A 24,119-nucleotide genomic window follows, 5' to 3' on the forward strand; every position below is an offset into this window, starting at 1 on the left:
GCTAACCCCCGGCCAGTTCGGCCACCCTGCGCACCGCCGATTCCAGAGCGTATTCGGGATCTGCTGCGGCTCCCTTGACGTCGGCGTTCAGCGCCGCGACCAAGCGCATCGCCTCGGCCACCGAGTCACGTGTCCAGCGCCGGGCCTGCTTCTGCGCCTTCTGCACTCGCCACGGCGGCATGCCCAGCTCCCCCGCCAGTCGGTAGGGATCACCCGACAGTGGCCCTACCCGCGCGATGGCGTGCACGGCCTCGGCCAGGGCGTCGGCCAGCACCACGTGCGGCTCGCCCCCGATCATCGCCCAGCGCAGCGCCTCGGCCGCTCCTGAGACGTCGCCCGCGACCGCCTTGTCCGCGATGTCGAAGCCCTTCACCTCCGCCTTGCCGCTGTGGTAGCGGCGTACCGCGACGGCGTCGACGGCCCCGCCGGTGTCGGCGACGAGCTGCGAACACGCAGCGGCCAGTTCGCGGATGTCGGATCCGACCGCGTCGAGCACCGCCGTCACCACGTCGTCGCCGACCTTGACCTTCAACGCGCGGAACTCCCGGCGCACGAAGTCCGCCCGCTCACCGGCCTTGGTGATCTTGGCGCACGGGTGTACTTCGGCACCGAAACCCTTCAACTGGTCGACCAGCGCCTTGGCGCGTCCACCCCCGGAGTGCACGATCACCAGCACCGTGCCCGGCTGCAGATCGGCGGCGGTCTCGGCGATCAGCGCCACGGCGTCCTTGCCCGCTTCGGCGGCAGCTTCGAGCACCACCACGCGCTCATCGGCGAACAGCGACGGGCTCAGCAGTTCGGCCAGCTCGCTGGTGCTGACCTCTCCGGCGCGCATGCGGTCTACCGGTACGTCGCGGGTACCGGCCTGCTGGCGTGCCACGCCGAGCACGTCGGCGATGGCCCGTTCGACGAGCAGTTCCTCATCACCCAGCACGAGGTGCAGTTGGCTCACGCTCCGATGGTGTCACGCCCCACCGACTGGTTCGCACCATGCCCCGACAGGGACCACGCCACCAGACACACCACCGCGGCAGCCATCACCAACCGCGCCCACCTGAACGGCCACGACAGGACGACGGCGAGGCCCGCGAGCGCCACGCTCGCCACCCCTGGCCAGCCTGACGGGACCGTCACGACCGCCCCCGGCACCGCGGCCGCCCACCGCGCGACGTGCAGCGCCCACCAGAGCTCCGGGCCGGTGAAGCGAATCATCAGCTCGGCGGCGCCGGGCCACCACACCGCGACCGTCGCCGCAGCGGTGCCGATCACCGTGATGGGTGGAATCACTGCCGCCACGGCCAGATTCGCAACGACGGAGACCAGGCTGACGGTGCCGGAGAGACCCGCGACGAGCGGAGCGGTGACCAGCTGAGCCGCCGCCGCGACACTGACGGCACCCGCCAGCGGCTCGGGCCAGCCGCGGCCGACCAGCCGGCGCGCCCACACCGGCGCGATCACGACGAGTGCGGCCGTGGCCGTCACCGACAACGCGAAGCCGACGTCGACGGCCAGCTCGGGCGCGACCACCAGGAGCACCAGCACGCACGCCGAGAGGGCCGGGATGGCCTGGCGTCGCCGCCGCGCGATCACCGCGAAGAGCGCGATCGCACCCATGACGGCCGCACGCAACACGCTGGCCGAGGGCTGCACGACCACCACGAACGCGACGAGGGCCACCGTCGCCAGCATCACCGCGATTCGGGGGCCCACCAAGCCCGCCGTCAGCAGCACCGCGCCACACACGATGGTGACGTTGGCGCCGGACACCGCCGTCAGGTGCGTCAACCCCGCCGCCCGGAACTGCGCCACGGTGCGATCGTCGACGGCGGCAGTGTCGCCGAGCACCAGCGCCGGCAGCATCGCTGCCTGATCGGGCGGCAGCACCGCCGTTGCCGCCCTGGCGAATTGGGCACGGGCGGCAGCCGCGGCCCGCTGCACCGTGCTCGCCGTGCCGAGCCTCGGTGGGCCCGTCGCCATCAACACCGCCACGGACAGATCCCGCCGGGTGGGCTCGGAGATCCTGGCGCGGAACGCGGCGGGACGGCCCGCGGTCACGTCGCGGTAGTCGGCGGCCGAGGCGAAGACGACCACCCGGCCACCCGACGGTTGGTCGTCGAGCGCTTCGAGCGTGCCGCGGAACATCATTCGCGCTCCGCGCAGGAATCGCGGCGACTCGCTGGGCATCACCACGACCGCCGCCGTCGCACCGTAGTGGGACACCACGGGATGACCGCGAACGTCGTGCACCCTCAGGCCGACCGCGATCGCGAAGGCGACGCCGACGGCCGCCACGGCCAGCACCGCGGGCCAGGTCGCCGAGTCGGACCGCCGCCGCATCCGCCAGCCGACGACCGCGGTCAGCAGCGTTGCCACCGCCGCGAGACACGACGCCACCAACGAGCCCCACACGATGCCTGCGGCCGTGACGGCCCAACAGGTCAGCGCCGCCGGCACCAGGCGCACGTCCTGCGTGGTCACACCTCGACCAGCGCACGGAGCTTCTCCAACCGGGCCGGTCCGATGCCGTCGACCTCGCCTAGCTGATCCACGCCCGCGAACCGCCCATTGGCGTCACGCCATGCCACGATCGCCGCCGCGGTGACGGGTCCGACGCCGGGCAGGGCGTCGAGCTGCTCGACTGTCGCGGTGTTCAGGTTGACCAAACCCGCTGGAGCCGAGGGCTTCCCACCGGCCGCTGCGGCCGGTGGCGACGCGGTGGTTGGGCTCGTGACCGAGCTCCGCATCCCCGGCGCCCCGGCGGCCGGCGAGGAGATGCCCACGACGATCTGCTCCCCGTCGTCGACCCGTCGCGCCATGTTGAGCCCGACCAGGTCCGCGCCGTCCAGCGGCCCGCCCGCCGCGCTCAGTGCGTCGGCGATTCGTGCCCCGGCCGTGAGGGTCACCAGGCCCGGCCGGTGCACCAGCCCGACCACGCTGACCACCACCGGGCCTTCCGGCGGCCCGGGCCCCGGCGACGGCGCGGCCGATGAAACCATCTGCACCGGAGGCAATTTCGCCGAGGTCACCGGAGGGGTGTCGTCACGCATCAGCGTGAAGACCGTCACCAGCACCGCGATGGCACCGACGACGCCGAGGCCGACGACACCCGCCCGGCCGGGATCGGCGCGGACGGTCGCGAGCCACCCGCCCGCCCCACCCGCGGTGGCCTCGGGCAGCCAGCGCGACAACGACGTGTCGGACTCCTCGCCGTCGGTCCCCACCTCGGCGTCATCGTCGTCGGCCGACGGCCCGGCCAGCCGGCGCTCCAACCTGTCGACCGGTCTCTCGGTGCGCATGCCGTGACGGTAGGCCCGCCGCCGGACACGGACCGGTCAAGAGGCCGCCCACGCACCCCGCTCGTGGATGAAGTCCGATCTGTGGATGGCCGCGGTGACCCCTAGCCCCAGCCGCTCTCCCGCCAGCACACCCAGTCGATCTCGACGAGCGCACCGACGGCGAGCCCGGTGACCCCGACGCAGGTACGCGACGGCAGCCGGTCCGGAAACCATTGGGCGTACGCGACGTTGAACGCGTCGTAGTCGGCCCAGTCGATCAGGTAGGCCCGCACCGAGACCACGTCGGCGAGTCCACCGCCGCAGAGTTCGGTGACGCGCGACAGGTTGCGCAGCACCTGGTCGGTCTGGGTGGCCACGTCCGATCCCACGACCGCGCCGTCCACCCCGGTGGGCATCTGCCCGGTCACGTACAGCGTCGGTCCTGCCGCGGTGGCGTGCGCGAACGGGGCCACACCGGGTGGCACGCCGTCGCGCGGGGTGAAGGTGAACGCCCGGATGCCGGTCACGCCACAACCGGCCAACGCGGGAAGCAGCGCTTGTCGATGCGAGCGTGCACACCCTGGCGCTGGTCGACCACCTGGGTGATCGTGAAGTCGACGGCCACCGACATGAACGAGTAGGCGTCCTTGGCGGACAGGCCGAAACCGCGCTGCAGTACGTCGAGCGCGCGGCGGGCAGCGGCCTTCATCGCGGCGTCCAGGTTGTCGCCGAACCCGTGCACCAGCAGTTCCGTCGCGGTCTCGAGCACGGGCACCGCATAGGGCAGGTCGCGCCGAATCGTCAAGCGCAGCATGCCGTTCAGCGAGGACTCCAGCGCGGTGCCACTGATCTCGCCGTCGCCCTGCGAGACGTGTGGGTCGCCGACGGATAGCAACGCTCCCGGTACCTGGACGGGGTAGTACATGCGGGCGCCGCTGCCGATGCGCCAGTTGTCGACGTTGCCACCGTGGTCGCCCGGCGGCACCGAGGACACCCGCTTCGGTTCGGCCGGCGCGACCCCCATGGTGCCGAAGTGCGGTCGCAGCGGAACCACCACGCCGGCCAGTGCGGGCTCCCGCGCGGCGGCGTCGGGCGTGACGATGGTGCCTGGTTGATCGGCCAGCGGGGTCGCGGTCCAGTCGTAGCCGAAGAGCGCACGCCCGAGCAGGGCGTCGACGTCGAGTTCGTAGACGGTCACCCGTTCGCCGGGCACTTCCTCGTACAGGTGCCCCCAGTGTGCGGCGAGATTGGATCCGTACGGCAACCGCGGTTCGGCCGACAGGATGTCTACCTGCAGCACGTCCCCCGGCTTGGCGCCCTCGACCGCGATGGGTCCGGTCAGCACGTGCGGCCCGGGTCCGCGGTCGGTCACCGAGGCGAAGACCTCGGCGACACCAGGATCCATCAGCAGATCCGGGGCATCACCCGCGTGGTGGGTGAGCGTCTCGATCTGAACCACGTCGCCCGAGGCGACGGTCACCGCCGGCGCCAGTCGCGGATCGAAGAACCCCCAGTGCACCGTGGACGGCGTGGCGGGCAGGAAGTGGTGCATCCGGCCGATCATGCCAGCGGACGGTCCACTCGGCGCGGCGACCGCAGAGACGGATCATGCCGATATCGGCCTGCTAGTGCACAACTGGCGAATAGTGTCTACCCATGACCTCGTCGACTCCACTCCGGGTGATCCAGTGGACCACCGGCAACATCGGCAGACGTTCGCTGCACGCCATCATCGGACGCGCCGACATGGAGCTCGTCGGCGTCTACGCCCACGGCGCGGACAAGGTGGGCGTGGATGCCGCCCAGCTGGCCGGCGTCGCCGAACCCACCGGCGTGCTCGCGACCAACGACGTAGACGCGCTGCTCTCCCTGCGACCCGACGCCTGCTGCTACAACCCGCTGTGGCCGGACGTCGAGGAACTGGTCAGGCTGCTCGAGGCCGGCATCAACGTCTGCTCGAGCGCCGCCTGGATCACCGGCGGCAAGCAGACCCCCGAGGACCGGGCACGCATCGAGAAGGCTTGCGCCACCGGGAACTCCACCATCTTCGGCAGTGGAGCCCATCCCGGCATGACCAACATGGTCGGCATGGTGCTGTCCGGGGCGTGCGAGGACGTCGACGAGATCCGCATCACCGAGTCGGTGGACTGCTCGACCTACGAGTCGGCGGGTACGCAGGCCGCGATGGGTTTCGGCCGGGACCCGGCCACTCCCGGTCTGGCAGAGAGCGTGCGGCGCGAGAGCGAGGTGTTCGCGGAGTCGGCCGCGATGATGGCCGACGCGATCGGCGCCACGCTGGATCGGCTGACCTTCGACGTCGAGTTCACCACCGCCACCGGCGACAGCGATCTGGGCTTCATGCGGATCCCCGCCGGCACCGTCGGCGGCGTGTACGGCTACCACCGCGGCTGGGTCGGTGAGCGCAACGTCGTCAGCGTCGGCTTCAACTGGACCATGGGCCAGCACGTCGTCCCGCCCAAGCCCCTCGAACACGGCCACGTCATCCAGGTGTTCGGCACGCCCAACATGCGCACGGTGCTGCACTGCCTGCCGCCGAGGGACTGGGCCGAACCCGGCTTCATGGGACTCGGCATGATCTACACCGCGATGCCGGTGACGAACGCGGTGCCCGCCGTCGTCGCCGCACCGCCGGGAATCGTCACGCTCAAGGATCTGCCGCCGGTGACGGGCCGGGTCCGGCGCTAGGACGACTCAGCTAGGGCAGCGCGCCGGTGACGATCCGCGTCGCCTCGGCGATGACGCGGTGCGCCTGCTCGACCGCGATCGCCGGGTCACGAGGCGACACGTAGACCGCGATGACCAGCGGGGCCCGACGTGGTGGCCACACCACGGCAAGATCGTTGCTCTCGCCCTGCGCGCCGCTGCCGGTCTTGTCACCGACGGTCCAATCGGCAGGCACGCCCGCACGGATGGTCTGACCGCCGGTGGTATTCGCGACCAGCAGGTCGGTGAGGCGTTGGCGCGATGCCTCGTTCAGTGCGTCGCCGAGGACCAGCGCCCGAAGGTCGGCAGCCATCTGCGCCGGCGTCGAGGTGTCGCGCTGGTCACCCGGGGAGGTGACGTTGAGGTCGGGCTCGAGCCGGTCGATGCGCGTGAGGTCGTCGCCGAGGCTGCGCGCGAAGGCGGTCACCGCGGCGGGGCCGCCGAGAAGCCCGACGAGCAGGTTGGCGGCGGTGTTGTCGCTGACGGTGATCGCGGCGTCGCAGAGCGCGGCGACGGTCATGCCGTCGGCGACGTGCTGGGAGGTCACCGGTGCATATGCCAGCACGTCCGACGGGCCGTAGTCGATGACGTGATCGAGCAGGCCGGGCTCGGTCTCACTACGCCGGAGAACGGCGGCGACGACCAACGCCTTTGCAGTGGAGCAGAGCAGGAATCGCTCGTCGGCGCGGTAGCCGACGGACGCCCCGCTGCCGGTGTCGAGTGCGGACACGCCCAACCGCACCGCGGCCCGAGTCTCCAGCAGGGCCAACGTCCGTCGTAGCTGGGGACCCTCTGCCAGGACCGGCGCCGCCGCTGCCGTCGCCATCGCCCCGGCACCGGCGAGTCCGAGGCCGAGACGAAGCACCGCGCGGCGGTTGGGCCCCGTCGCGTCGGTCACCTATTCGACGACGAAGACCGGGATCTGGCGGTCGGTCTTGGTCTGGTACTCGGCGTAGGGCGGAAAGGCCTCCACGGCCAGCTTCCACCAGTGCTCGCGCTCCTCGCCGGAGATCTCACGCGCAGTCCCGTCCAGGACCTTCTCGCCGTCCTGCACCGACACCGCCGGGTTGGCCACCACGTTGAAGTACCAGCTGGGGTGCTTGGGGTCACCGCCCTTGGAGGCCACCATGGCGTAGCGCCCGTTCTCCTCCACGCGCATCAGCGGCACGTACCGCTTCTTGCCCGACTGCGCGCCCGTCGTCGTGAACAGCACGATCGGCCGGTCGTAGACCTCGACGCCTTCGGTGGTGCCCTGTTCCAGGATGCGCTTGGTCTGGTCTCGTACCCAGTCGGTTGGACTCAGTTCCGCTTCGTCACTCATGTCTCCATCGAACACCACGAACGCCCCGGCCATTCCGCGAGGGCCGAGGCCGGTCAGTCGGACACCGTCACGCACACTCCGACCGCGCCGCCGCCGACGTGGATCGACAGCACGGGCCCCATGTCGGTGATCGCCGGTGGATCGAGCTGCGGCAGCCGCGCGACCAGGGCCGCGCCCACCTCCGCCGCCCCGTCGGGGTTGTCGACGTGATGCACGATGGCAGTCGCCCCGGCGTCACCCACCACCTGGGCCACCGACTCGACCAGCGCCGCGTGCGCCTTGGACGCGGTGCGGATGCGCTGCGAGAGCACCAGGCGACCGTCGACGTCGAGACACAGCAGCGGTTTGAGTGACAGCGCCGTACCGAGCCAGGAGGCGGCGGTCCCGATGCGCCCGCTGCGTCGCAGATTGTCCAGCCGGTGCACGACGATGAACGCATGACTGCGCGGCACCGCAGCCCGCGCCGCAGCCTCGACCGTATCCAGGTCGGCACCGTCGGCGGCGGCCCGAGCAGCAGCCATCGCCACGAATCCGACGCCGGCCGCAGCCGAGCGCGAATTCACCACGCGCACGGCGGACCCGAATTCACGCGACGCAGCCACCGCCGAGCCGAACGTGCTCGACAAGGCGGCCGACAGGTGCACTGCCACCACGCCATCGCCCCCGCTGTCGGCCAGCGCGCGGCGGTAGAGCTCCACGAGATCGGCGGGGGTGGCACCGGCGGTGGTGACGTGCGCGCGGTCGTGCACGTCGTGGGGTACCGGGTCGACACCATCGCGCAGATTGGTGCCGTCGACGAGCACGTGCAGCGGGACCGCGCGTATGTTCCACCGCTGCATGTCATTTGGAGCCAACCAGGCCGACGAGTCGGTCACCACGGTGACGGTCACCGTCAGCCGTCCGACCCGACGGGAATCACGCCCGCCTCGGCGAGGCCCTTCATCATCAGCTCGGCCACGGCGGCGTGCGCCTCGAAGTTCCAGTGGATGCCGTCGGGATTGCCCTGCCCGCTCATCACGTACTCGCCCACCGCCGCCTTCAGGTCGACGATCGGCACGTGCTGACGCCGGCCCCACTCGGTGATCGCTGCCGCCGTCGCCTCGCGCCAGCGGTGTGAGCGTCCGTAGGTCTCGGCGATGTGCACCGACGGGATCGACGCGACGAATGGAATGCCCGGCCGGTTGAAGTCGATTGCGGCCCGGGTCTGTTCGAGGTATTCGACGCTGAGGTGCGGCGGCAGCGCGGGCCGGGCGATCGGCGACAGCCGCGGCTGCAGCCAGCCGTATCCGTCGCGCGCCCATCGGCGCACGGTCGGCGGGCGCAGGTAGCGGATGAGTTCGCGCAGGGCCGTTGGCAGCGGTGAGGGCAGCGAGTCCATCCCCGAGGTCGCGAAGACGACGGCACCGGCGCGGGGCAACGCCGCCCACGACCGCGGATCGCCGATTGCCGCCCACCAGACGTCTCGGCAGGTCCAGCCGATTCGCCCAATCAGTTCCAGGTCCCAGTTCAATTGCGAGGCAACGATGTTGGGCCAAATCCTGGAATCGTCGGCGGGCAGTCCGCCCGTCGGGCCGTAATAGGACAGCGAGTCGCAGAAGACCAGGAGCACCGGGCGGCGGGAGTCGCTAGAGGACATCGTTGGCGACCTGGGCCGAAGCGTTCCACACGTCGAGACGCCATCGGACGTCCCCGGGCGCCGCATCGTCGGCGGAGTGTCCGGACAGCTGCACCCAGCTCGCATTGCCCATGCCGCCGAGCACGGGCCAGTTGTCCACCGGCAGGTCCAGCAGCGCGGCCGTCAGGGCGGCAATCAGGCCGCCGTGGGCGACCAGCACGACGGGGCGGTCGGAGGCGTCCCCGGCACCGTCGGAACCCCACTCGTCGAGCTGGGTGAGCAACTCCGAGACCAGGGGCGCGCTCCGCTGTGCGACGTCGACGCGACTCTCGCCACCGTGCGGCGCCCAGCGGGCATCGTCGCGCCAGGCCAGTCGGGCACCGGGCGCGACGGCGTCGACCTCGAGGTGCGTGAGGCCCTGCCAGTCGCCGAGATGCGTCTCCCGCAACCGAGGATCGACGTCGATGGGAACCCCGCTGCGTTCGGCCAGCGTCGTCGCGGTGTCGAGGGCACGCCGCAGGTCCGAGGACACGATGAGCAGTGGCTGTCGCTTGGCGAGCACCTCGGCCGCGGCGGCGGCCTGCTCGCGGCCCAGCTCGCTCAGGTCGGTGTCGAGCTGGCCCTGCATGCGGTTGCCCGCGTTGTACTCCGTCTGCCCGTGCCGCAGCAGCACCAGCCGGCGAATCCTCACTGTGGGCCCTCCAGGTCGACGGGCACCAGCGGGCAGTCGCGCCACAGGCGGTCAAGCGCGTAGAAGTTGCGTTCGTCCTGGTGCTGGACGTGCACGACGATGTCGACGAAGTCGAGCAGCACCCAGCGGCCCTCCCGGGTGCCCTCCCGGCGGGCGGGCTTGTGGCCGCCCAGGCGCATCTTCTCCTCGACCTCGTCGACGATGGCGTTGACCTGACGGTCGTTGGACGCCGAAGCGATGACGAAGCAGTCGGTGATGACCAGCTCCCCAGACACGTCGATCACCACGACGTCGTCGGCGAGCTTGTCGGCCGCGGCCCGCGCGGCGATCGTGGCCATCTCGATGGCCTCGGTTGATGCGCTCATGGTGTGCGCTCCCCTGTCTGAAGGACGGACGCGGGATACAGCCCGCGTTTGGAGACGTACTGGACGACGCCGTCGGGGACCAGGTACCAGATCGGCCTGCCCTGTACGGCGCGCCGCCGGCAGTCGCTCGACGAGATCGCCAGCGCGGGCACCTCGACCAGGTGCAGGGCGTCGTCCGGCAGCTCCTTCATCGCCGCTGCGACGTGCTCGCCGTCGAGTTCGTAACCCGGCCGACTGACCCCGACGAAGCGCGCCATGGAGAACAGGTCCTCCCAGTTCTGCCAAGACAGGATCGAGCCGAGGGCGTCCGCACCGGTGATGAAGTAGAGCTCCGCGTCGGGATTGAGGGCGCCGAGATCGCGCAACGTGTCCTTGGTGTAGGTGGGGCCGCCACGGTCGATGTCCACGCGGCTCACCGAGAAGCGCGGGTTGGCAGCGGTCGCGATCACGGTCATCAGATAGCGATCCTCGGCCGCGGTCACCGCGCGGTCACGCTTCTGCCAGGGCTGACCGGTGGGCACGAACACGACCTCGTCGAGGTCGAACAGGTCGGCAACCTCACTGGCGGCAACCAGGTGGCCATGGTGGATGGGATCGAAGGTGCCGCCCATCACCCCCAGCCTGCGTCGAGTCACGATTACGCAGCTTAGACGGGGAGCAGCTGATCGATGACCGCGGCGAGTTGCTTGGCCGACCGGCATTCGTGCATGGCGATGACGTCGGCGTAACGCGGTACCGCCGAGTCACCGCTGCCCCATAGGTGCTTGGGCTCGGGATTGAGCCAGTGCGCGTGCCGGCTGGCCGAGACCATGTGCGTCAGCAGCTCGACCTCGGGATTGCGGTAGTTGTTGCGTCCGTCGCCGAGGACAAGCAGCGAGCTGCGGGGCGACAGCACGTTGGGGAACGCGTCAAGGAACGATACGAACGCGTGCCCGTAGTCGGAGTGCCCGTCGCGGGTGTAGACGCCCGCTTCCCTGGTGATGCGCTGCACGGCGACGGCCAGGTCGGCGTCGGGTCCGAACATGTCGGTGACCTCGTCGGTGGTGTCGATGAACGCGAAGACGCGAACGCGGCTGAACTGCTGGCGCAGGGCGTGCACCAGCAGCAGCGTGAAGTGGCTGAACCCGGCCACCGAACCCGACACGTCGCACAGCACGACGAGCTCCGGGCGAGCCGGGTGCGGCTTCTTGAGCACCACGTCGATCGGCACGCCGCCGGTGGACATCGACTTGCGCAGCGTCTTGCGCAGATCGATCTCCCCCGCGCGGGAGCGCCGCCGCCGGGCCGCCAGGCGCGACGCCAGCGTGCGGGCCAGCGGAGCGACGACGCGGCGCATCTGACGCAGCTGCTCCCCCGAGGCGCGCAGGAACTCCACGTTCTCGGCGAGCTGCGGGATGCCGTAGGTCTGGACGTGGCCCCGGCCGAGTTGCTCGGCGGTGCGACGCTTGGTCTCGGCCTCGACCATCTTGCGCAACTGTGCGACGCGCTTGGTGGCGATCGCCTTGGCGATCTGCTCCTGCGTCGGCGTGGGCTCCTCGCCGTAGGGCGCCAGAAGGCCGGCGAGCAGCTTGCCTTCGAGCTCGTCGAGGGCCATCGCCTTGAGCGCCTGATACGACGAGTACGACGGCCCGCGGCTGGAGCTGTACTTGCCGAACGCCTCGACGATCTGGGCGATCATCGCGGCGAGCCGGTCGTCGAGGGTGGCCGCGTCCTCGTTGCCCGACAGCATCTCGATCAGCGCCGCGCGCATGGCCTCGGCATCCGCGGCCTGCGGCCGGTCCGGATCACCGTCGGCGGCGTTCTCGTCGTCGGAAACCACCGTGCGCGACCCGAGCGCGGCGGGGAACCACAGGTCGAACATGGCGTCGTAGGTGTCGCGGTGATCGGGGCGCCGCAGCACGGCGCAGGCCAGCCCTTCACGCAGCACCTCGCGGTCGCCGAGCCCGAGCACCGTCATCACCCGGCCCGCATCCACCGTCTCGGAGGGTCCGACCGCGATCCCGACTCCGCGCAGCGCCTCGACGAACTCCACCAGATGGCCTGGAATACCATGCGGGGCAAGGGGTTGCGGCGGGCGCGTGCGGCGGACGGCCATCAGTTCAGTCTCAGCTCTCCGCTGGCCTTCACCTGATCAGACTGGTGTTTGAGGACCACGCCGAGCGTCGCGGCGATCAACTCGTCGTCGATCGTGTCCATGCCGAGGGCCAGCACCGTGCGGCCCCAGTCGATGGTCTCGGCCACCGACGGCACCTTCTTCAACTGCATGCCGCGCAGCACGCCGATGATCCGCACCAACTCCTCGGCCAGCTTCTCGGGCAGCTCGGGGACGCGCGAGAGCAGGATGCGGCGTTCCAGCTCGGGGTCGGGAAAGTCGATGTGCAGGAACAGGCAGCGCCGCTTGAGCGCCTCGGACAGCTCGCGGGTCGCATTCGAGGTCAACAGCACGAACGGGGTCCGCGTCGCGGTGATGGTGCCCAGCTCCGGCACGGTCACCGCGAAGTCGGACAGCACCTCGAGCAGCAGGCCCTCGATCTCGATGTCGGCCTTGTCGGTCTCGTCGATCAGCAGGACCGTGGGGTCGGTGCGCCGGATCGCGGTCAGCAGCGGACGTTGCAGCAGGAATTCCTCGCTGAAGACGTCGGTCTTGGTCTGGTCCCAGTCACCCTGGCCGCCCTGGCTACCCGTCTGGATGCGCAGGATCTGCTTGGCGTGGTTCCACTCGTAGAGCGCGCGTGCCTCGTCGACGCCCTCGTAGCACTGCAGCCGCACCAGCTCCGAACCGGTGGTTTGTGCAATGGCCCTTGCCAATTCGGTCTTGCCGACACCGGCGGGGCCTTCGACGAGCAGGGGTTTGCCGAGGCGGTCGGCCAGGAACACCGCCGTGGCGGTGGCCGTGTCGGGCAGGTATCCGGTTTCGGCCAGTCGATTGGCGACGTCGTCGATGTCGGTGAACAGCGGGGCGGAACGGGCGGGCAGGCTCAAGGGGTGTTCTCCTAGGTCAGGACGGCCGGGTGTGGCCGTCGCCCCACACGATCCACTTGGTGGAGGTCAATTCCGGCAGGCCCATGGGCCCCCGGGCGTGCAGCTTCTGGGTCGAGATGCCGATCTCTGCGCCGAAGCCGAACTGCTCACCGTCGGTGAATGAGGTCGACGCGTTGACCATCACCGCCGCCGCATCGACGCGTTCGGTGAAGCGTTGCGCCGCAGCCAGATCGGTGGTGACGATGGCTTCGGTGTGGCCGGTGCCGTATTCGTTGACGTGGTCGATGGCACCGTCGACGCCGTCGACGACGGCCACCGCGATGTCCATCGCGAGGAACTCGGCGCGCAGCTCGTCCTCGGAGGGGTCGAGATGCACCGTCACTCCCGCGCTACTCAGGGCGTCGAGCAGCCTGGGCAGCGCGTGGTCGGCGATCGCGGCGTCGACCAGCAGCGTCTCGGCCGCATTGCAGACGCTGGGGCGACGAGTCTTGGCGTTCAACAGGATTCGCTCGGCACTGTCGAGGTCGGCGGCCGCGTGCACGAAAACGTGACAGTTGCCGACGCCGGTCTCGATGGTGGGCACCGTGGCGTCGCGCACGACGGCCTCGATGAGACCCGCTCCCCCGCGGGGGATCACGACGTCCACCAGCCCGCGGGCCTGGATCAGATGGGTGACGCTGGCGCGGTCCGCACTCGGCAGCAGTTGCACCGCATCCTCGGGCAACCGCTCGGCCCGCAGCGCGGAACGCAGCGCCGCCACCAGTGCCTCGTTGGACCGCACCGCCGACGAGCTGCCCCGCAGCAACGCCGCGTTGCCGGACTTCAGCGTCAGCCCGAAGGCGTCGACGGTGACGTTCGGCCGGCCCTCGTAGACCATGCCGACGACCCCAAGCGGGACGCGTTGCTGCCGGATCCGCAGACCATTGGCCAGCGTGCTGCCGCGCAAGACCTCACCGACCGGGTCGGGCAGTCCGGCCACCTGCCGCAGGCCCGCGGCGATGCCGTCCACCCGCTGCGGGTTCAGCGCCAACCTGTCGAGCATGGCCTCAGGGGTGCCAGCGGCGCGCGCGGCATCGAGGTCGGCGGCGTTGGCGGCGAGCACCTCGTGAACGCGCGCGAGGACGGCGTCCGCGGCGGCGTGCAACGCCCGGTTCTTGGTCTCGGTGTTGGCGGTCGCCAGGGCACGGGCCGCGACCCGTGCCCGCCGCGCCGCTTCGTGCACCTGCTCGCACAGATCCGTGGGGGGAGCCTCGACGCTCATTAGGCCAGCTTATCGAGGTATCCCGTATTCAGCCCGGTTGGGGCTACCGTGATGCGCATGACGACGGTGTGCGTGGTCGGCAGCGTGAACCTCGATCAATCGTTCGCGGTACGCGCGTTGCCCCGGCCCGGCGAGACGGTACTGGCGTCGGCGTCGTCGACGAGTCCCGGCGGCAAGGGCGGCAATCAGGCCGTCGCCGCCGCGCGGGCGGGCGCGTCGTCCCATCTCGTCGCCGCGGTCGGTGACGACGCCGCGGCTGGTCAGCTGCGCGACCACCTGCGCAGCAACGGCGTCGGCCTCGACGGAATGGTGGTGGTGCCCGGCCCGAGTGGCGCCGCGGCCATCGTGGTGGACGAGGCGGCCGAGAACACGATCGTGGTGGCACCAGGGGCCAACGCGCATCTGTCGATGGCCTCCTCTCAGGCTCGGCGGGTGGTGGCCGACGCCGACGTCGTGCTCGTGCAGTTGGAGATCCCGGTGGAGACGGTGCTGGCAGCCGCCCGCGTCGGCCGCGAGGCTGGTGCGGTGGTGATCGTCAACGCGTCACCGGCGGGGACCCAGCCCCGCCACCTCGCGGCCATCGCCGAGGTGGCCGACGTCATCGTCGTCAACGACGTCGAGGCCGACGAATGGCGTTGGCCGGTGGCTCATCTCGTCATTACGCGCGGGTCCGCCGGGGCCACCCACCGCAGCGCCGACGGCAGCGTCGACGTGCCGGCGCCCGCGGTCGAGGCGATCGACACCACCGGCGCGGGTGACGTGTTCGCCGGGGTGCTTGCCGCGGAGTGGCCGGCCGGGGCGGAACGGGCACTGCGACGGGCGTGCGCTGCGGGTGCGCTGGCCACGCTCACCCGAGGCGCGGGCGACTGCGCGCCGTATGCCGAGGCCATCGACGACGTGCTGAACGGCTGACCGAAGGTCAGATGTTGGGCCGCAGCACGTCGTGGGCGATCGACAGGCGTGCTCCTGCCTCCATGTCCATCGATCGCTGCGTCAGCACGATCCGGCTTCGGCTCGGCGACATGGTGATCGACAGCACGTGGTGCGGCACCGCGGCGGCGAAGGCCACGCGGTTGACGCGCATCAACGGCGCACCGATCGACGTGGCCAGCAGCGCCGCCGTGCGGGGACTGGCGATCTCGGCCGTCATCTCGTGCTCGAGGTGCTCCAGGGTCACGCCCGCGTCGGCGAGCAGGCGGTAGAGCGGCGCCCGAGCCATGGCCGCAGCGGTGATCACGTCGGCGAGGTCGGTGGGCAGCCACGCCTCGGTGAGCATCAGCGGCTCGTTCGTCCGGCGCTCGCGACGCACCCTCAGGACGTACAGCGCCGTCCGGCGGGCATCCCACAGCGACCCGACCGCGGGCGGCACCGAACGGATGCCGTGCTCGATCACGTCGACCTCGGTCTCGAAGTCGACCTGTCGCATCGTGTCGACGTAGGAACCCTCCGCGGCACCACGGCCGGTCGCCGAGCGCTCGGTGACGAACGAGCCGACACCGTGGCGGCGGTCGATCAGGCCGGCCTCGGCGAGGTCGGCCAGCGCCCGTCGCACCGTGATGCGCGAGACGCCGAATTGTTCGCACAGCGACTGCTCGGTCGGCAGGGCGTCCCCGGGGCCGAGCACCCCGCGCGCGATCTCGTCGTGGAGCACCAGATAGAGCTGCCGGTGCAGCGGGACCCCGGCGTCCGTACTGACCAGCGCGGTGCCGTCGCGGTGAGTCTCCACGGCTAGGAGCCTTTCACATCGAAAGGCCCCCGACACGTCAAGACTCGGGAACCTCGCGCTCGATCTCGTCGAGCCAGATCCGCGCCGACATGTCCGACGGGGCGCGCCAGTCACCTCGCGGTGACAGGGCACCACCGGCGGACACCTTGGGCCCGTTCGGCAGCGCCGACCGCTTGAACTGGCTAAACGAGTAGAACCGCTGGACGAACACCTGCAGCCAGTGCCGAATGTCCTTCAGCAGGTAGGCCGGTCGTTCGTCCGGCGGATGACCGGGCGGCCACACCCCTCGTTCGGCGTCGCCCCAGGCGTGCCACGCGAGGAACGCCACCTTCGACGGCCGGAAGCCGTAGCGCAGCACCTGGTAGAGCGAGAAGTCCTGCAGGACGTACGGACCCACCGTGGCCTCGCTGCTCTGGATCTCCTCGTCCTCCCCGGTGGGTACCAACTCCGGGGTGATCTCGGTGTCGAGCACCGACTGCAGGACCACGTTGACGTCGTCACCGAACTGCCCGGAGGCGATCACCCATCGGATCAGATGCTGGATCAGCGTCTTCGGGACGCCGCCGTTGACGTTGTAGTGCGACATTTGGTCACCAACGCCATAGGTCGACCATCCCAGGGCCAGTTCGGACAGGTCACCGGTGCCCAACACGATGCCACCGCGCTGGTTGGCCAGCCGGAACAGATAGTCCGTGCGCAGCCCGGCTTGAACGTTCTCGAACGTGACGTCGTATACCTTCTCGCCGCGGCCGAACGGGTGGTCCATCTCGGCGAGCATCAGCGACGCCGTGTCGCGAATGTCGATCTCTGCGAACGTGACTCCGAGCGCCTTGCCGAGGGCGATCGCGTTGCCCTTGGTGTGCTCGCCTGTCGCGAAGCCGGGCAGCGTGAACGCCAGGATGTCACTGCGCGGCCGGTCCTCGCGGTCCATGGCGCGAGCCGCGACGATGAGCGCATGCGTGGAGTCGAGCCCACCCGAGACGCCGATCACGACCTTCGGATACTTCAGCGCCCGCAGTCGCTGCTCGAGCCCGGACACCTGGATGTTGTACGCCTCGTAGCAATCCTGTTCCAGCCGTTGAGGATCCGACGGCACGAACGGGAAGCGCTCGACGGTGCGCCGCAACCCGATGTCACCGGCGGGCGGATCGACGACGAACTCCACGTGCCGGAACCCCGAGGTGAGAGCACCATGATGGCGCCGGTTGTCGTCGAACGTGCCCATACGCAGCCGCTCGGCTCTGAGCAGCTCGGTGTCGACGTCGGCGACCGATTTGCGCTCCCCCCTGGGGAAGCGCTCGGACTCGGCGAGCAGCACGCCGTTCTCGTAGATCATCGTCTGGCCGTCCCAGGCCAGGTCGGTGGTCGACTCGCCCTCGCCTGCGGCGGCGTACACGTAGGCCGCCAGACACCGCGACGACGCCGAACGAGCCAGCAGCTTGCGGTCGTCGGCGCGGCCGATGGTGATCGGGCTGCCGGAGAGGTTCGCCAGCACGGTCGCACCCGCCAGCGCGGCCTCGGCGCTGGGGGGCACGGGAACCCACATGTCCTCGCAGATCTCGACGTGCAGGACGAAGCCGGGCAGATCGGTGGCGGTGAACAACAGGTCCGGCCCGAACGGCACCTCGGTCCCGCCGAGGCGCACGACGCCACCCTGGTCGTCACCCGGCGCGACCTGCCGGCGCTCGTAGAACTCCCGGTAGGTCGGCAGATAGGACTTGGGGACGACGCCGAGCACCACGCCGCGGTGGATGACGACCGCGGTGTTGTAGATGCGGTTGCGGTGGCGCAGCGGAGCACCCACCACCAGCACCGGAAGCAGGTCCGCGGAGGCGGCGACCAGGTCGTCGATCGCCGTCTCGACGGCGTCGAGCAGCGTGCCCTGCAGCAGGATGTCCTCGATCGAGTACCCGGACAGCGTCAACTCCGGGAAGACCGCCAGCGCGACGCCCTCGTCATGGCATTCGCGAGCCAGCCGCAGCACCGATTCGGCATTCGCCCCGGGATCGGCCAGCGTCGTGTGATGGGTGCATGCGGCCACCCGCACGTAGTCGTGGCGGTAGGCGGAGAAGAAGTCCACGCCGACATTGTCGCATCGAGGTCGTCGCGTCGAGCTGCACTAACACCACCGGTGTTGTGAATGCGAGCAGAACAGGTGTTTCTCCTGCGCGCGGCAGTGCTCGATCATTGGCCGACATGGTGAATTCGGCCCCACCCCACCCCAGGAGCGACACGTGAACGCAGCCGCCGCGGTCACGAGCTCCGACGTAGAACTGTCCCGACGCGCAGCCAGGGTCGTGCCCGGCGGGATGTACGGGCACCAGGCAGTCAGGAACATGTCGAGCGCTTATCCGCAATTCTTCAGGGCCGGCGAGGGGGCGCTCATCACCGACGTCGACGGCAAGGAATACGTCGACCTGATGTGCAGCTGGGGGCCCATCGTCCTCGGCCATCGCGATCCCTTCGTCAACGAGGCGGTGCGCGCTCAGATGGACAGGGGCGACTGCCTCGACGGGCCGGGGCCGGTGCTGGTCGACCTTGCCGAGACCCTGGTGGATGCCATCCGAGACGCGGACTGGATCCTGTTCGGCAAGAACGGAACCGACGCCACTACCGCGTGCCTGACGATCGCGCGGGCACACACGTCCAGGTCGGTGGTGCTGGTGGCCCGCGGGGTGTATCACGGTGCGGCGCCATGGTGCACGCCCGTGCCGACCGGAACGCTCGCGAGCGATCGGTCCGCGATGGACTACTTCGACTACAACGATCGCGACGACTTCGACCGGGCCGTCGACGCGGCCGGTGACGACCTCGCCGGCGTCATGCTGACTCCCTTTCGCCATGTCGAGGGAGAAGACCAGGAACTGGTCGACGTCGATTTCGCCAGGCACGTGCGCAGTCGTTGCGACGCACTCGGCGCGCTGTTGATCGTCGACGACGTCCGATGCGGGTTTCGCCTCGCACACGGTGGCAGCTGGGAGCCGATCGGGGTACGAACCGACCTCAGCGCATGGAGCAAGGCGATCGCGAACGGCTATCCGCTTGCGGCCGTGAGTGGTTGCGACGCCGTGCGCGATGCGGTGGAGACGGTCTTCCTCACGGGTTCCTTCTGGATGAACTCGACTCCCATGGCGGCTGCGCTCGCGACGATCCGCCGGCTCCGCGAGATCGACGGCGTTGCCCTCATGCAGCGGGCCGGAGCGCGGTTGCGGGAGGGCATCACCGCACAGGCCGCCGCCAGCGGGCTCGGCATCACCTACACCGGCCCCGACGTCATGCCATACGTGACCTTTACGGGAGACCTGGACCGTCGACGCATGACGTGCTTCGCCGAGGCCGCACTGGCCTTCGGCGTCTATCTGCATCCCAAACACAACTGGTTCATGTCCTGTGCGATGGACGACGATGTCATCGACCGGGCCCTCCGCGGCACCGAGGCCGCCTTCGCCACGGTGCGAAGACATTTCGGTCCCAACTGATTTCGTCACCGAACCGAGGAGAGCTTCCATGACGATCGACCGCCCTGCACGCGAGCGCGCCGCAGCACCCGAGACAGCGGCCAATCCCAACGACGCCGCGTTGGCGTCCTTTGGCTACACGCAGGAACTCAAACGCACTCTGCGCTTCTTCTCGTTGTTCGCCATCTCCTTCTCCATCGTCTCCATCTCGACGGGCATCTTCCTCAACTATGGATTCGCCATCAACCAATTTGGCGGCGCTTCGATTTGGACCTGGCCCATCGCAGCAGCCGGCCAGATCGTCATGGCGCTGCTGATTGCCGAGCTAAGCACCAAGATCCCGCTTGCGGGCTACGCGTACCAGTGGGGTGCCCGACTGGTCGGGTCCGGCTACGGCTGGTACACCGGGTTCTTCGGGTTGCTGTACATGAGCATCACCGGTGGGGCGATCATCCTGCTGGGCGCCACTCCACTGCTGTTCCAGGCGATGGGACTCACTCCGCCCAACGGCGTGGTACTCACCGTCGCGGTCGCGATCCTGCTGTTCACGGTCCTGATCAACATCGTGGGCGTCCAGTTGGCCGCGCGGGTGAACAACACCGCGGTGATCGCCGAGATCATCGGGACCGTGCTGCTGGCGGTGACGGTGATCGTCGCCTTCGGCATGTACACCGGGGCCGGGGGTGGATCGGTGTCCAACCTGACCAATGGTGCCGGAACCGCGGGTTCTGGCATCGGTCACTTCGTCCTGGCCGGACTGCTCGGCATCTACACGATGGTTGGGTTCGAGCTGTCGGCCGATCTGACCGAGGAGGCCGTCGACTCGCAGAGGGCCGTTCCGCGTGGAGTCCTCGTTGGCGTGATCGGGTCGGCGGTGCTCGGCATGCTGGCCCTGATCTGCTTTACCGTGGCCATGCCCGATCTCAGTGCGGCACAGGCATCTTCGGCGCCGATCGTGACGATCGCCGAGTTCTACCTACCGACCCCGGTGGTAAGGGTGTTCATCGTCGTGGTGGCGTTCTCGATGATCGCGCTGGTCATCGCCAACCAGGCCGCCCAGGCACGGTTGATGTATTCGATGGGACGCGACAACATGCTGCCGTTCTCCCGCCACTTCCGACTGGTCAACGAACGTACGAAGACACCGCTGCGGTCACTGGTCGTCGGCGGTGTCGTCAGCGTCGCGTTCATGGTCTACGGCTTCCTGCAGACCGACTCGTTCACCACGCTCGTCGGTGCCACGTCGATCGCGCCCTACCTGGTGTATCTCCTCATCGTCGGGTCGTACATGCGCCGGCGCCCCACACTGGCGGCCGCCCCCGGTGCCTTCAACCTCGGCCGGTGGGGCATTCCGCTGATGGTCGTCGGGCTCGTCTGGATCGTCACCGCTCTGCTGATCCTCACCATTCCCCCCGACTTCCACGGTGCGGTCAAGGTCGTCGCGGGGGCAACCGTCCTGGCGGTGCTGTGGCACCTGCTGGTTCTGCGGGGGCGCATCACACGTGGCGAGGCCGGGGTGGCGAGGTTCGCGGACTCGGCGCCGCGAACGTGAAGTGCACTCCGTCGAAGGGATTCTCGATGGTCTCGACCGTCTGGACCTCTCGGTCGCGAACCTCCTGAGCCACGCGGTTGAAGGCGATCGCGAGCGGTGAGACCCGGTCCCTGTGCCATGCGATCGCCACGGTCGAGCCGGGTACGTCGACGATCGGGATGTACCGAACCCCCGCGTGCGGGATGTAACGCATGATCGCGGCGGGATTGACCGTACATGCCAGCCCGGCCGCGATCATTTCGATCTCCTCTGTGTTGCTCGTCGACGGCGTCAAGAGTGGCTCCGTCATCCCATCGCGGAAGTCCTGCAAGCTCCAAAACCGTCGGTATTCCTCGTCAGCGGAGCGGCCGACGGCAAGCGGAACGTCGAGGATGTCGGCCACCCCCACGGTCTCGTGCCGTGCCAGCGGGTGGCGCACCGAGACGGTCAGCACTCGCGGCTCCTCGAAGAGCACGTGCGCGACGATGTTCGGGTCGGCCAGCGGTGGTCGGATGATCGCCACGTCGGCCCAGTGCTCGGACAACCCCGCGCTCTGGTCAGGCAGCCCGAATTCCCGCATCTCGATCTCGGCGTTCGGATACTGCCTGGAGAATTCCTCGACGATGAAGGGCGTCAACTCCAGGGCTGCACCAAGCCCAAAGCCGATCCGCAGGTGCCCGACGGCGCCTGCATCGTGTCGGCGGGCCTCCTCGACGCCGGCGTCGAGGCTGGCCAACGCCGAACGCACTCCGATCAGGAAGGCTTCACCCGCCGGTGTGAGCTCCACCGATCTGGTCGTGCGGAAGAACAGTCGTGCGCCGACCTCCTCCTCCAGACTGCGAATCTGACGAGACAGCGACTGTTGCGCCAGGAACAAGCGCGCCGCGGCCCTGGTGAAGTGACGCTCCTCGGCGACGACCGCAAAGTAGCGAAGCTTCCTCACGGTGACGTCCATACGGGGACGATAACGCGCCTGACCATTGTCGACATCCCCTTGCCCGCGGGCCGCCTACCCTGGACGGGGATGAACGCGCCCGAGGCTCCCGAACTGATCGACGTGCTCGCCAGCCGAAGGATCGCCGTCCTGACGGGCGCCGGACTTTCCACCGACTCGGGCATTCCCGACTACCGCGGTCCGGATTCACCCCCGAGCAATCCGATGACGATCCGTCAGTTCACCTCCGACGCCACGTTCCGGCAGCGCTACTGGGCACGCAATCACGTCGGCTGGCGCCACATGCACGCCACGCTCCCGAATGCCGGGCACCGCGCGCTGGCCGAGCTGGAGCGCATCGGTGTGGTCACCGGCGTCGTCACCCAGAACGTCGATCTGCTGCACACCAAGGCGGGCAGCCAGGCCGTGGTGAACCTGCACGGCACCTACGCGCAGGTGGTGTGCCTGGCCTGCGGTTTCACGCTGAGCCGGACTCAGCTGGCCGACGAGCTGGAATCGCTGAACCCGGGCTTCCTGGAGCGGGCCGAGCAGGTCGGGGGCATCGCCGTGGCGCCCGATGCCGACGCCATGATCGAGGACACCGCGTCGTTCCGCTACGCGGACTGCCCGCACTGCGGCGGGATGCTCAAGCCCGACATCGTCTACTTCGGCGAGAGTGTTCCGAAAGATCGTGTGGCGCAGGCCTATTCGATGGTCGACGAGTCCGACGTGCTACTCGTTGCCGGCTCGTCGCTGACGGTCTTCTCCGGTCTGCGCTTCGTCAGGCACGCGGTCGCCGGGGGCAAGCCCGTAGCGATCATCAACCGCGGACCCACCCGCGGCGACGAGTTCGCGACCGTCAAGCTCGACGCGGGCTGCTCCGAGCTGCTGGTCCTGCTGGTCGACGAGCTCGCGCCGCTGCCGTTGCGCTAGAAGGTGATCGGCATCGACCTGATGCCGTGCACGAAGTTGCCGGCCAGGTAGACCGGGTCACCGGCCGCGAATCCGGGTAACTGAGCGAGCAGCTCCCCGAACATGGCCCGCAGCTGGGCTCGCGCGACGTGCGCCCCAAGACAGAAGTGCCGTCCGCCGCCGCCGAACCCCAGGTGCGGGTTGGGCTTGCGCGCCAGGTCGAGGCGCTCCGGCGCGTCGAAGGCGGCGTCGTCGAAGTTGCCCGACGCGTAGAACATCACGACCTTCTCCCCCGCCGCGATGTCCTGCTCACCCAGCCGGCAGTCGACGGCGGCCGTGCGGCGGAAGGTCATCACCGGCGTGGCCCACCGGATGAACTCCTCGGTGGCGGAGCCGATGCGGTCGTCGAAGTCGGCGGCCAGCCAGCTGCGCTGATCGCCGAAGTCGGTGAGCGCCTTGGCAGCGTGACTGGTGGTCTGACGGGTGGTGTCGTTGCCCGCGACGGCCAGCAGCACGAAGAACGCGGCGACCTCCGCGTCGGTCAGACGATCGCCGTCCACCTCGGCCTGGACCAGGCTGCTGATCAGATCGTCGCCGGGGTGCTCACGCCGGTCGGCGGCCAGCGCGCCGGCGACCTGATGCAGGTACATCTGGCTGCCGATCAGCACCTCCAACGGGTTCCGTCCGTTCAGGTAGACCTCGTCACCCCAGGACACCATGGCGTCAGCGGCCGCGGCGACCTGCGCGCGCTCGGAGGCGGGGATGCCGACCATGTCCGAGAGCGTGCGGATCGGCAGCTCCTTGGCACAGTGCTCGACGAAGTCGGCCCCGCTGCCCGCGTCGCGCAACTCACCGACGATCGCCTTGGCGTTGGCCTTGATCGAGTCCTCGATCCGACGGACCTGACGCGGGGTGAATGCGGCATGCACGACCTTGCGAATCATGGTGTGCCGCGGCGCATCCATGGCGAGGAAGGACTGTGACGCCTCGAGAAGTTCTTCGGGGACGTTCTCGAAGAGCACGCCCTTGCCCGACAGGAACGTCTCGCTGTCGCGGCTGATCGCGACGATGTCGGCGTGCCGGGTCACCGCCCAGTAACCGCGGTCCTCGGGGTCGTGCATCAGCGCATCCTCGACCGGGGGGTGCCAGCTGACCGGCCTGTTGCGGCGAAGTTCGGCGAACGAGCGCTCCCGTTCCGCGGCGGTGGCCGACCAGAACGCCCGCGACGACAGGTCGATCGGGTCATGGGGGCGGGCTGGTGTGAGCGACGACACAGTCATGTTGGCGACGATAAGTCTAGACACCATGTCTAGTCAAGGCGGAC

The 24,119-nt window shown here is 69.5% G+C and carries 24 protein-coding genes; 5 read left to right on the forward strand and 19 right to left on the reverse strand.

Going from position 1 to position 24,119, the window contains the following annotated elements:
• Position 1: 1 nt before the first annotated feature.
• The 5 genes from holA to SBI80_RS17215 all read right to left on the reverse strand — a co-directional run bounded on the left by holA (position 2) and on the right by SBI80_RS17215 (position 4,839).
• On the reverse strand, positions 2–952 hold the full coding sequence (holA, locus tag SBI80_RS17195; protein ID WP_318976014.1) for a DNA polymerase III subunit delta: 951 nt from the start codon (positions 950–952) through the stop codon (positions 2–4).
• Positions 949–2,478 (reverse strand): ComEC/Rec2 family competence protein, encoded by a 1,530-nt coding sequence (locus SBI80_RS17200; RefSeq protein WP_318976015.1) that lies wholly within the window; start codon positions 2,476–2,478, stop codon positions 949–951. Before SBI80_RS17200 ends, holA begins: the two co-directional genes overlap by 4 nt.
• Complete coding sequence (locus SBI80_RS17205) at positions 2,475–3,296, reverse strand: ComEA family DNA-binding protein (protein WP_318976016.1); 822 nt, start codon at positions 3,294–3,296, stop codon at positions 2,475–2,477. The genes SBI80_RS17200 and SBI80_RS17205 overlap by 4 nt, the downstream gene beginning before the upstream one ends.
• 101 nt (positions 3,297–3,397) lie before the next feature.
• Positions 3,398–3,802, reverse strand: a complete 405-nt coding sequence (locus tag SBI80_RS17210) for a RidA family protein (RefSeq protein ID WP_318976017.1) — start codon at positions 3,800–3,802, stop codon at positions 3,398–3,400.
• Positions 3,799–4,839: an acetamidase/formamidase family protein gene (locus SBI80_RS17215; protein ID WP_318976018.1), complete on the reverse strand. Its 1,041-nt coding sequence runs from the start codon at positions 4,837–4,839 to the stop codon at positions 3,799–3,801. Before SBI80_RS17215 ends, SBI80_RS17210 begins: the two co-directional genes overlap by 4 nt.
• Before the next feature lie 92 nt (positions 4,840–4,931).
• Between SBI80_RS17215 and SBI80_RS17220 the strand changes: the two genes are divergently transcribed.
• Positions 4,932–5,981 carry an NAD(P)H-dependent amine dehydrogenase family protein gene (locus tag SBI80_RS17220; protein ID WP_318976019.1) on the forward strand — a complete coding sequence of 350 codons (1,050 nt, stop codon included), beginning with the start codon at positions 4,932–4,934 and terminating at the stop codon, positions 5,979–5,981.
• A 10-nt stretch (positions 5,982–5,991) separates the two neighbouring features.
• Here SBI80_RS17220 and bla read toward each other — a convergent pair whose 3' ends face one another.
• From bla to SBI80_RS17270, 10 genes are all read right to left on the reverse strand, one after another.
• Positions 5,992–6,825 carry a class A beta-lactamase gene (gene bla / locus SBI80_RS17225; RefSeq protein ID WP_413232748.1) on the reverse strand — a complete coding sequence of 278 codons (834 nt, stop codon included), beginning with the start codon at positions 6,823–6,825 and terminating at the stop codon, positions 5,992–5,994.
• Positions 6,826–6,897: 72 nt separating this feature from the next.
• Positions 6,898–7,320: a nitroreductase family deazaflavin-dependent oxidoreductase gene (locus tag SBI80_RS17230; RefSeq protein ID WP_318976021.1), complete on the reverse strand. Its 423-nt coding sequence runs from the start codon at positions 7,318–7,320 to the stop codon at positions 6,898–6,900.
• 53 nt (positions 7,321–7,373) lie between these two features.
• On the reverse strand, positions 7,374–8,210 hold the full coding sequence (locus SBI80_RS17235) for a DegV family protein (RefSeq protein WP_318976022.1): 837 nt from the start codon (positions 8,208–8,210) through the stop codon (positions 7,374–7,376).
• Between the two features lie 2 nt (positions 8,211–8,212).
• Positions 8,213–8,956 (reverse strand): diglucosylglycerate octanoyltransferase, encoded by a 744-nt coding sequence (octT, locus tag SBI80_RS17240; RefSeq protein ID WP_318976023.1) that lies wholly within the window; start codon positions 8,954–8,956, stop codon positions 8,213–8,215.
• Positions 8,946–9,626 carry a glucosyl-3-phosphoglycerate phosphatase gene (gene gpgP, locus SBI80_RS17245; protein WP_318976024.1) on the reverse strand — a complete coding sequence of 227 codons (681 nt, stop codon included), beginning with the start codon at positions 9,624–9,626 and terminating at the stop codon, positions 8,946–8,948. Before gpgP ends, octT begins: the two co-directional genes overlap by 11 nt.
• Positions 9,623–9,991, reverse strand: a complete 369-nt coding sequence (gene rsfS, locus SBI80_RS17250) for a ribosome silencing factor (protein WP_318976025.1) — start codon at positions 9,989–9,991, stop codon at positions 9,623–9,625. Before rsfS ends, gpgP begins: the two co-directional genes overlap by 4 nt.
• Positions 9,988–10,629, reverse strand: a complete 642-nt coding sequence (gene nadD, locus SBI80_RS17255; RefSeq protein WP_318976241.1) for a nicotinate-nucleotide adenylyltransferase — start codon at positions 10,627–10,629, stop codon at positions 9,988–9,990. Before nadD ends, rsfS begins: the two co-directional genes overlap by 4 nt.
• Before the next feature lie 8 nt (positions 10,630–10,637).
• Positions 10,638–12,086 carry a vWA domain-containing protein gene (locus SBI80_RS17260; protein ID WP_318976026.1) on the reverse strand — a complete coding sequence of 483 codons (1,449 nt, stop codon included), beginning with the start codon at positions 12,084–12,086 and terminating at the stop codon, positions 10,638–10,640.
• Complete coding sequence (locus tag SBI80_RS17265; RefSeq protein ID WP_318976027.1) at positions 12,086–12,973, reverse strand: AAA family ATPase; 888 nt, start codon at positions 12,971–12,973, stop codon at positions 12,086–12,088. The genes SBI80_RS17260 and SBI80_RS17265 overlap by 1 nt, the downstream gene beginning before the upstream one ends.
• 16 nt (positions 12,974–12,989) lie before the next feature.
• Entirely contained in the window at positions 12,990–14,234 is a 1,245-nt protein-coding gene (locus tag SBI80_RS17270; RefSeq protein ID WP_318976028.1) for a glutamate-5-semialdehyde dehydrogenase, read from the reverse strand.
• A 51-nt stretch (positions 14,235–14,285) separates the two neighbouring features.
• Here SBI80_RS17270 and SBI80_RS17275 point away from each other — a divergent pair, with 51 nt between their 5' ends.
• On the forward strand, positions 14,286–15,146 hold the full coding sequence (locus SBI80_RS17275; RefSeq protein ID WP_413232749.1) for a PfkB family carbohydrate kinase: 861 nt from the start codon (positions 14,286–14,288) through the stop codon (positions 15,144–15,146).
• A gap of 7 nt (positions 15,147–15,153) precedes the next feature.
• Here the strand turns inward: SBI80_RS17275 and SBI80_RS17280 are convergent, their stop codons facing one another.
• Both SBI80_RS17280 and SBI80_RS17285 read right to left on the reverse strand, forming a co-directional pair.
• Complete coding sequence (locus SBI80_RS17280) at positions 15,154–15,960, reverse strand: GntR family transcriptional regulator (protein WP_318976030.1); 807 nt, start codon at positions 15,958–15,960, stop codon at positions 15,154–15,156.
• A 37-nt stretch (positions 15,961–15,997) separates the two neighbouring features.
• Positions 15,998–18,040, reverse strand: coding sequence for an NAD(+) synthase (locus SBI80_RS17285; protein WP_318976031.1), 2,043 nt, complete (start codon positions 18,038–18,040; stop codon positions 15,998–16,000).
• A 154-nt stretch (positions 18,041–18,194) separates the two neighbouring features.
• Here SBI80_RS17285 and SBI80_RS17290 point away from each other — a divergent pair, with 154 nt between their 5' ends.
• Both SBI80_RS17290 and SBI80_RS17295 read left to right on the forward strand, forming a co-directional pair.
• On the forward strand, positions 18,195–19,439 hold the full coding sequence (locus SBI80_RS17290) for an aminotransferase class III-fold pyridoxal phosphate-dependent enzyme (RefSeq protein ID WP_318976032.1): 1,245 nt from the start codon (positions 18,195–18,197) through the stop codon (positions 19,437–19,439).
• 28 nt (positions 19,440–19,467) lie between these two features.
• Complete coding sequence (locus tag SBI80_RS17295) at positions 19,468–20,970, forward strand: amino acid permease (protein WP_318976033.1); 1,503 nt, start codon at positions 19,468–19,470, stop codon at positions 20,968–20,970.
• On the opposite strand, the gene SBI80_RS17300 is transcribed toward SBI80_RS17295, so the two are convergent.
• Complete coding sequence (locus SBI80_RS17300) at positions 20,915–21,904, reverse strand: LysR family transcriptional regulator (RefSeq protein WP_318976034.1); 990 nt, start codon at positions 21,902–21,904, stop codon at positions 20,915–20,917. The genes SBI80_RS17295 and SBI80_RS17300 overlap by 56 nt on opposite strands.
• A 69-nt stretch (positions 21,905–21,973) precedes the next feature.
• On the opposite strand from SBI80_RS17300, the gene SBI80_RS17305 reads away from it, so the two are divergent.
• A complete protein-coding gene (locus SBI80_RS17305) occupies positions 21,974–22,816 on the forward strand; it encodes a Sir2 family NAD-dependent protein deacetylase (protein WP_318976035.1) in 843 nt (280 codons plus the stop codon).
• On the opposite strand, the gene SBI80_RS17310 is transcribed toward SBI80_RS17305, so the two are convergent.
• On the reverse strand, positions 22,813–24,075 hold the full coding sequence (locus SBI80_RS17310) for a cytochrome P450 (RefSeq protein ID WP_318976036.1): 1,263 nt from the start codon (positions 24,073–24,075) through the stop codon (positions 22,813–22,815). The genes SBI80_RS17305 and SBI80_RS17310 overlap by 4 nt on opposite strands.
• Positions 24,076–24,119 lie beyond the last annotated feature (44 nt).

Source organism: Mycolicibacterium sichuanense, assembly GCF_033741125.1.
In the GTDB taxonomy this organism is placed as follows: Bacteria; Actinomycetota; Actinomycetes; order Mycobacteriales; family Mycobacteriaceae; genus Mycobacterium.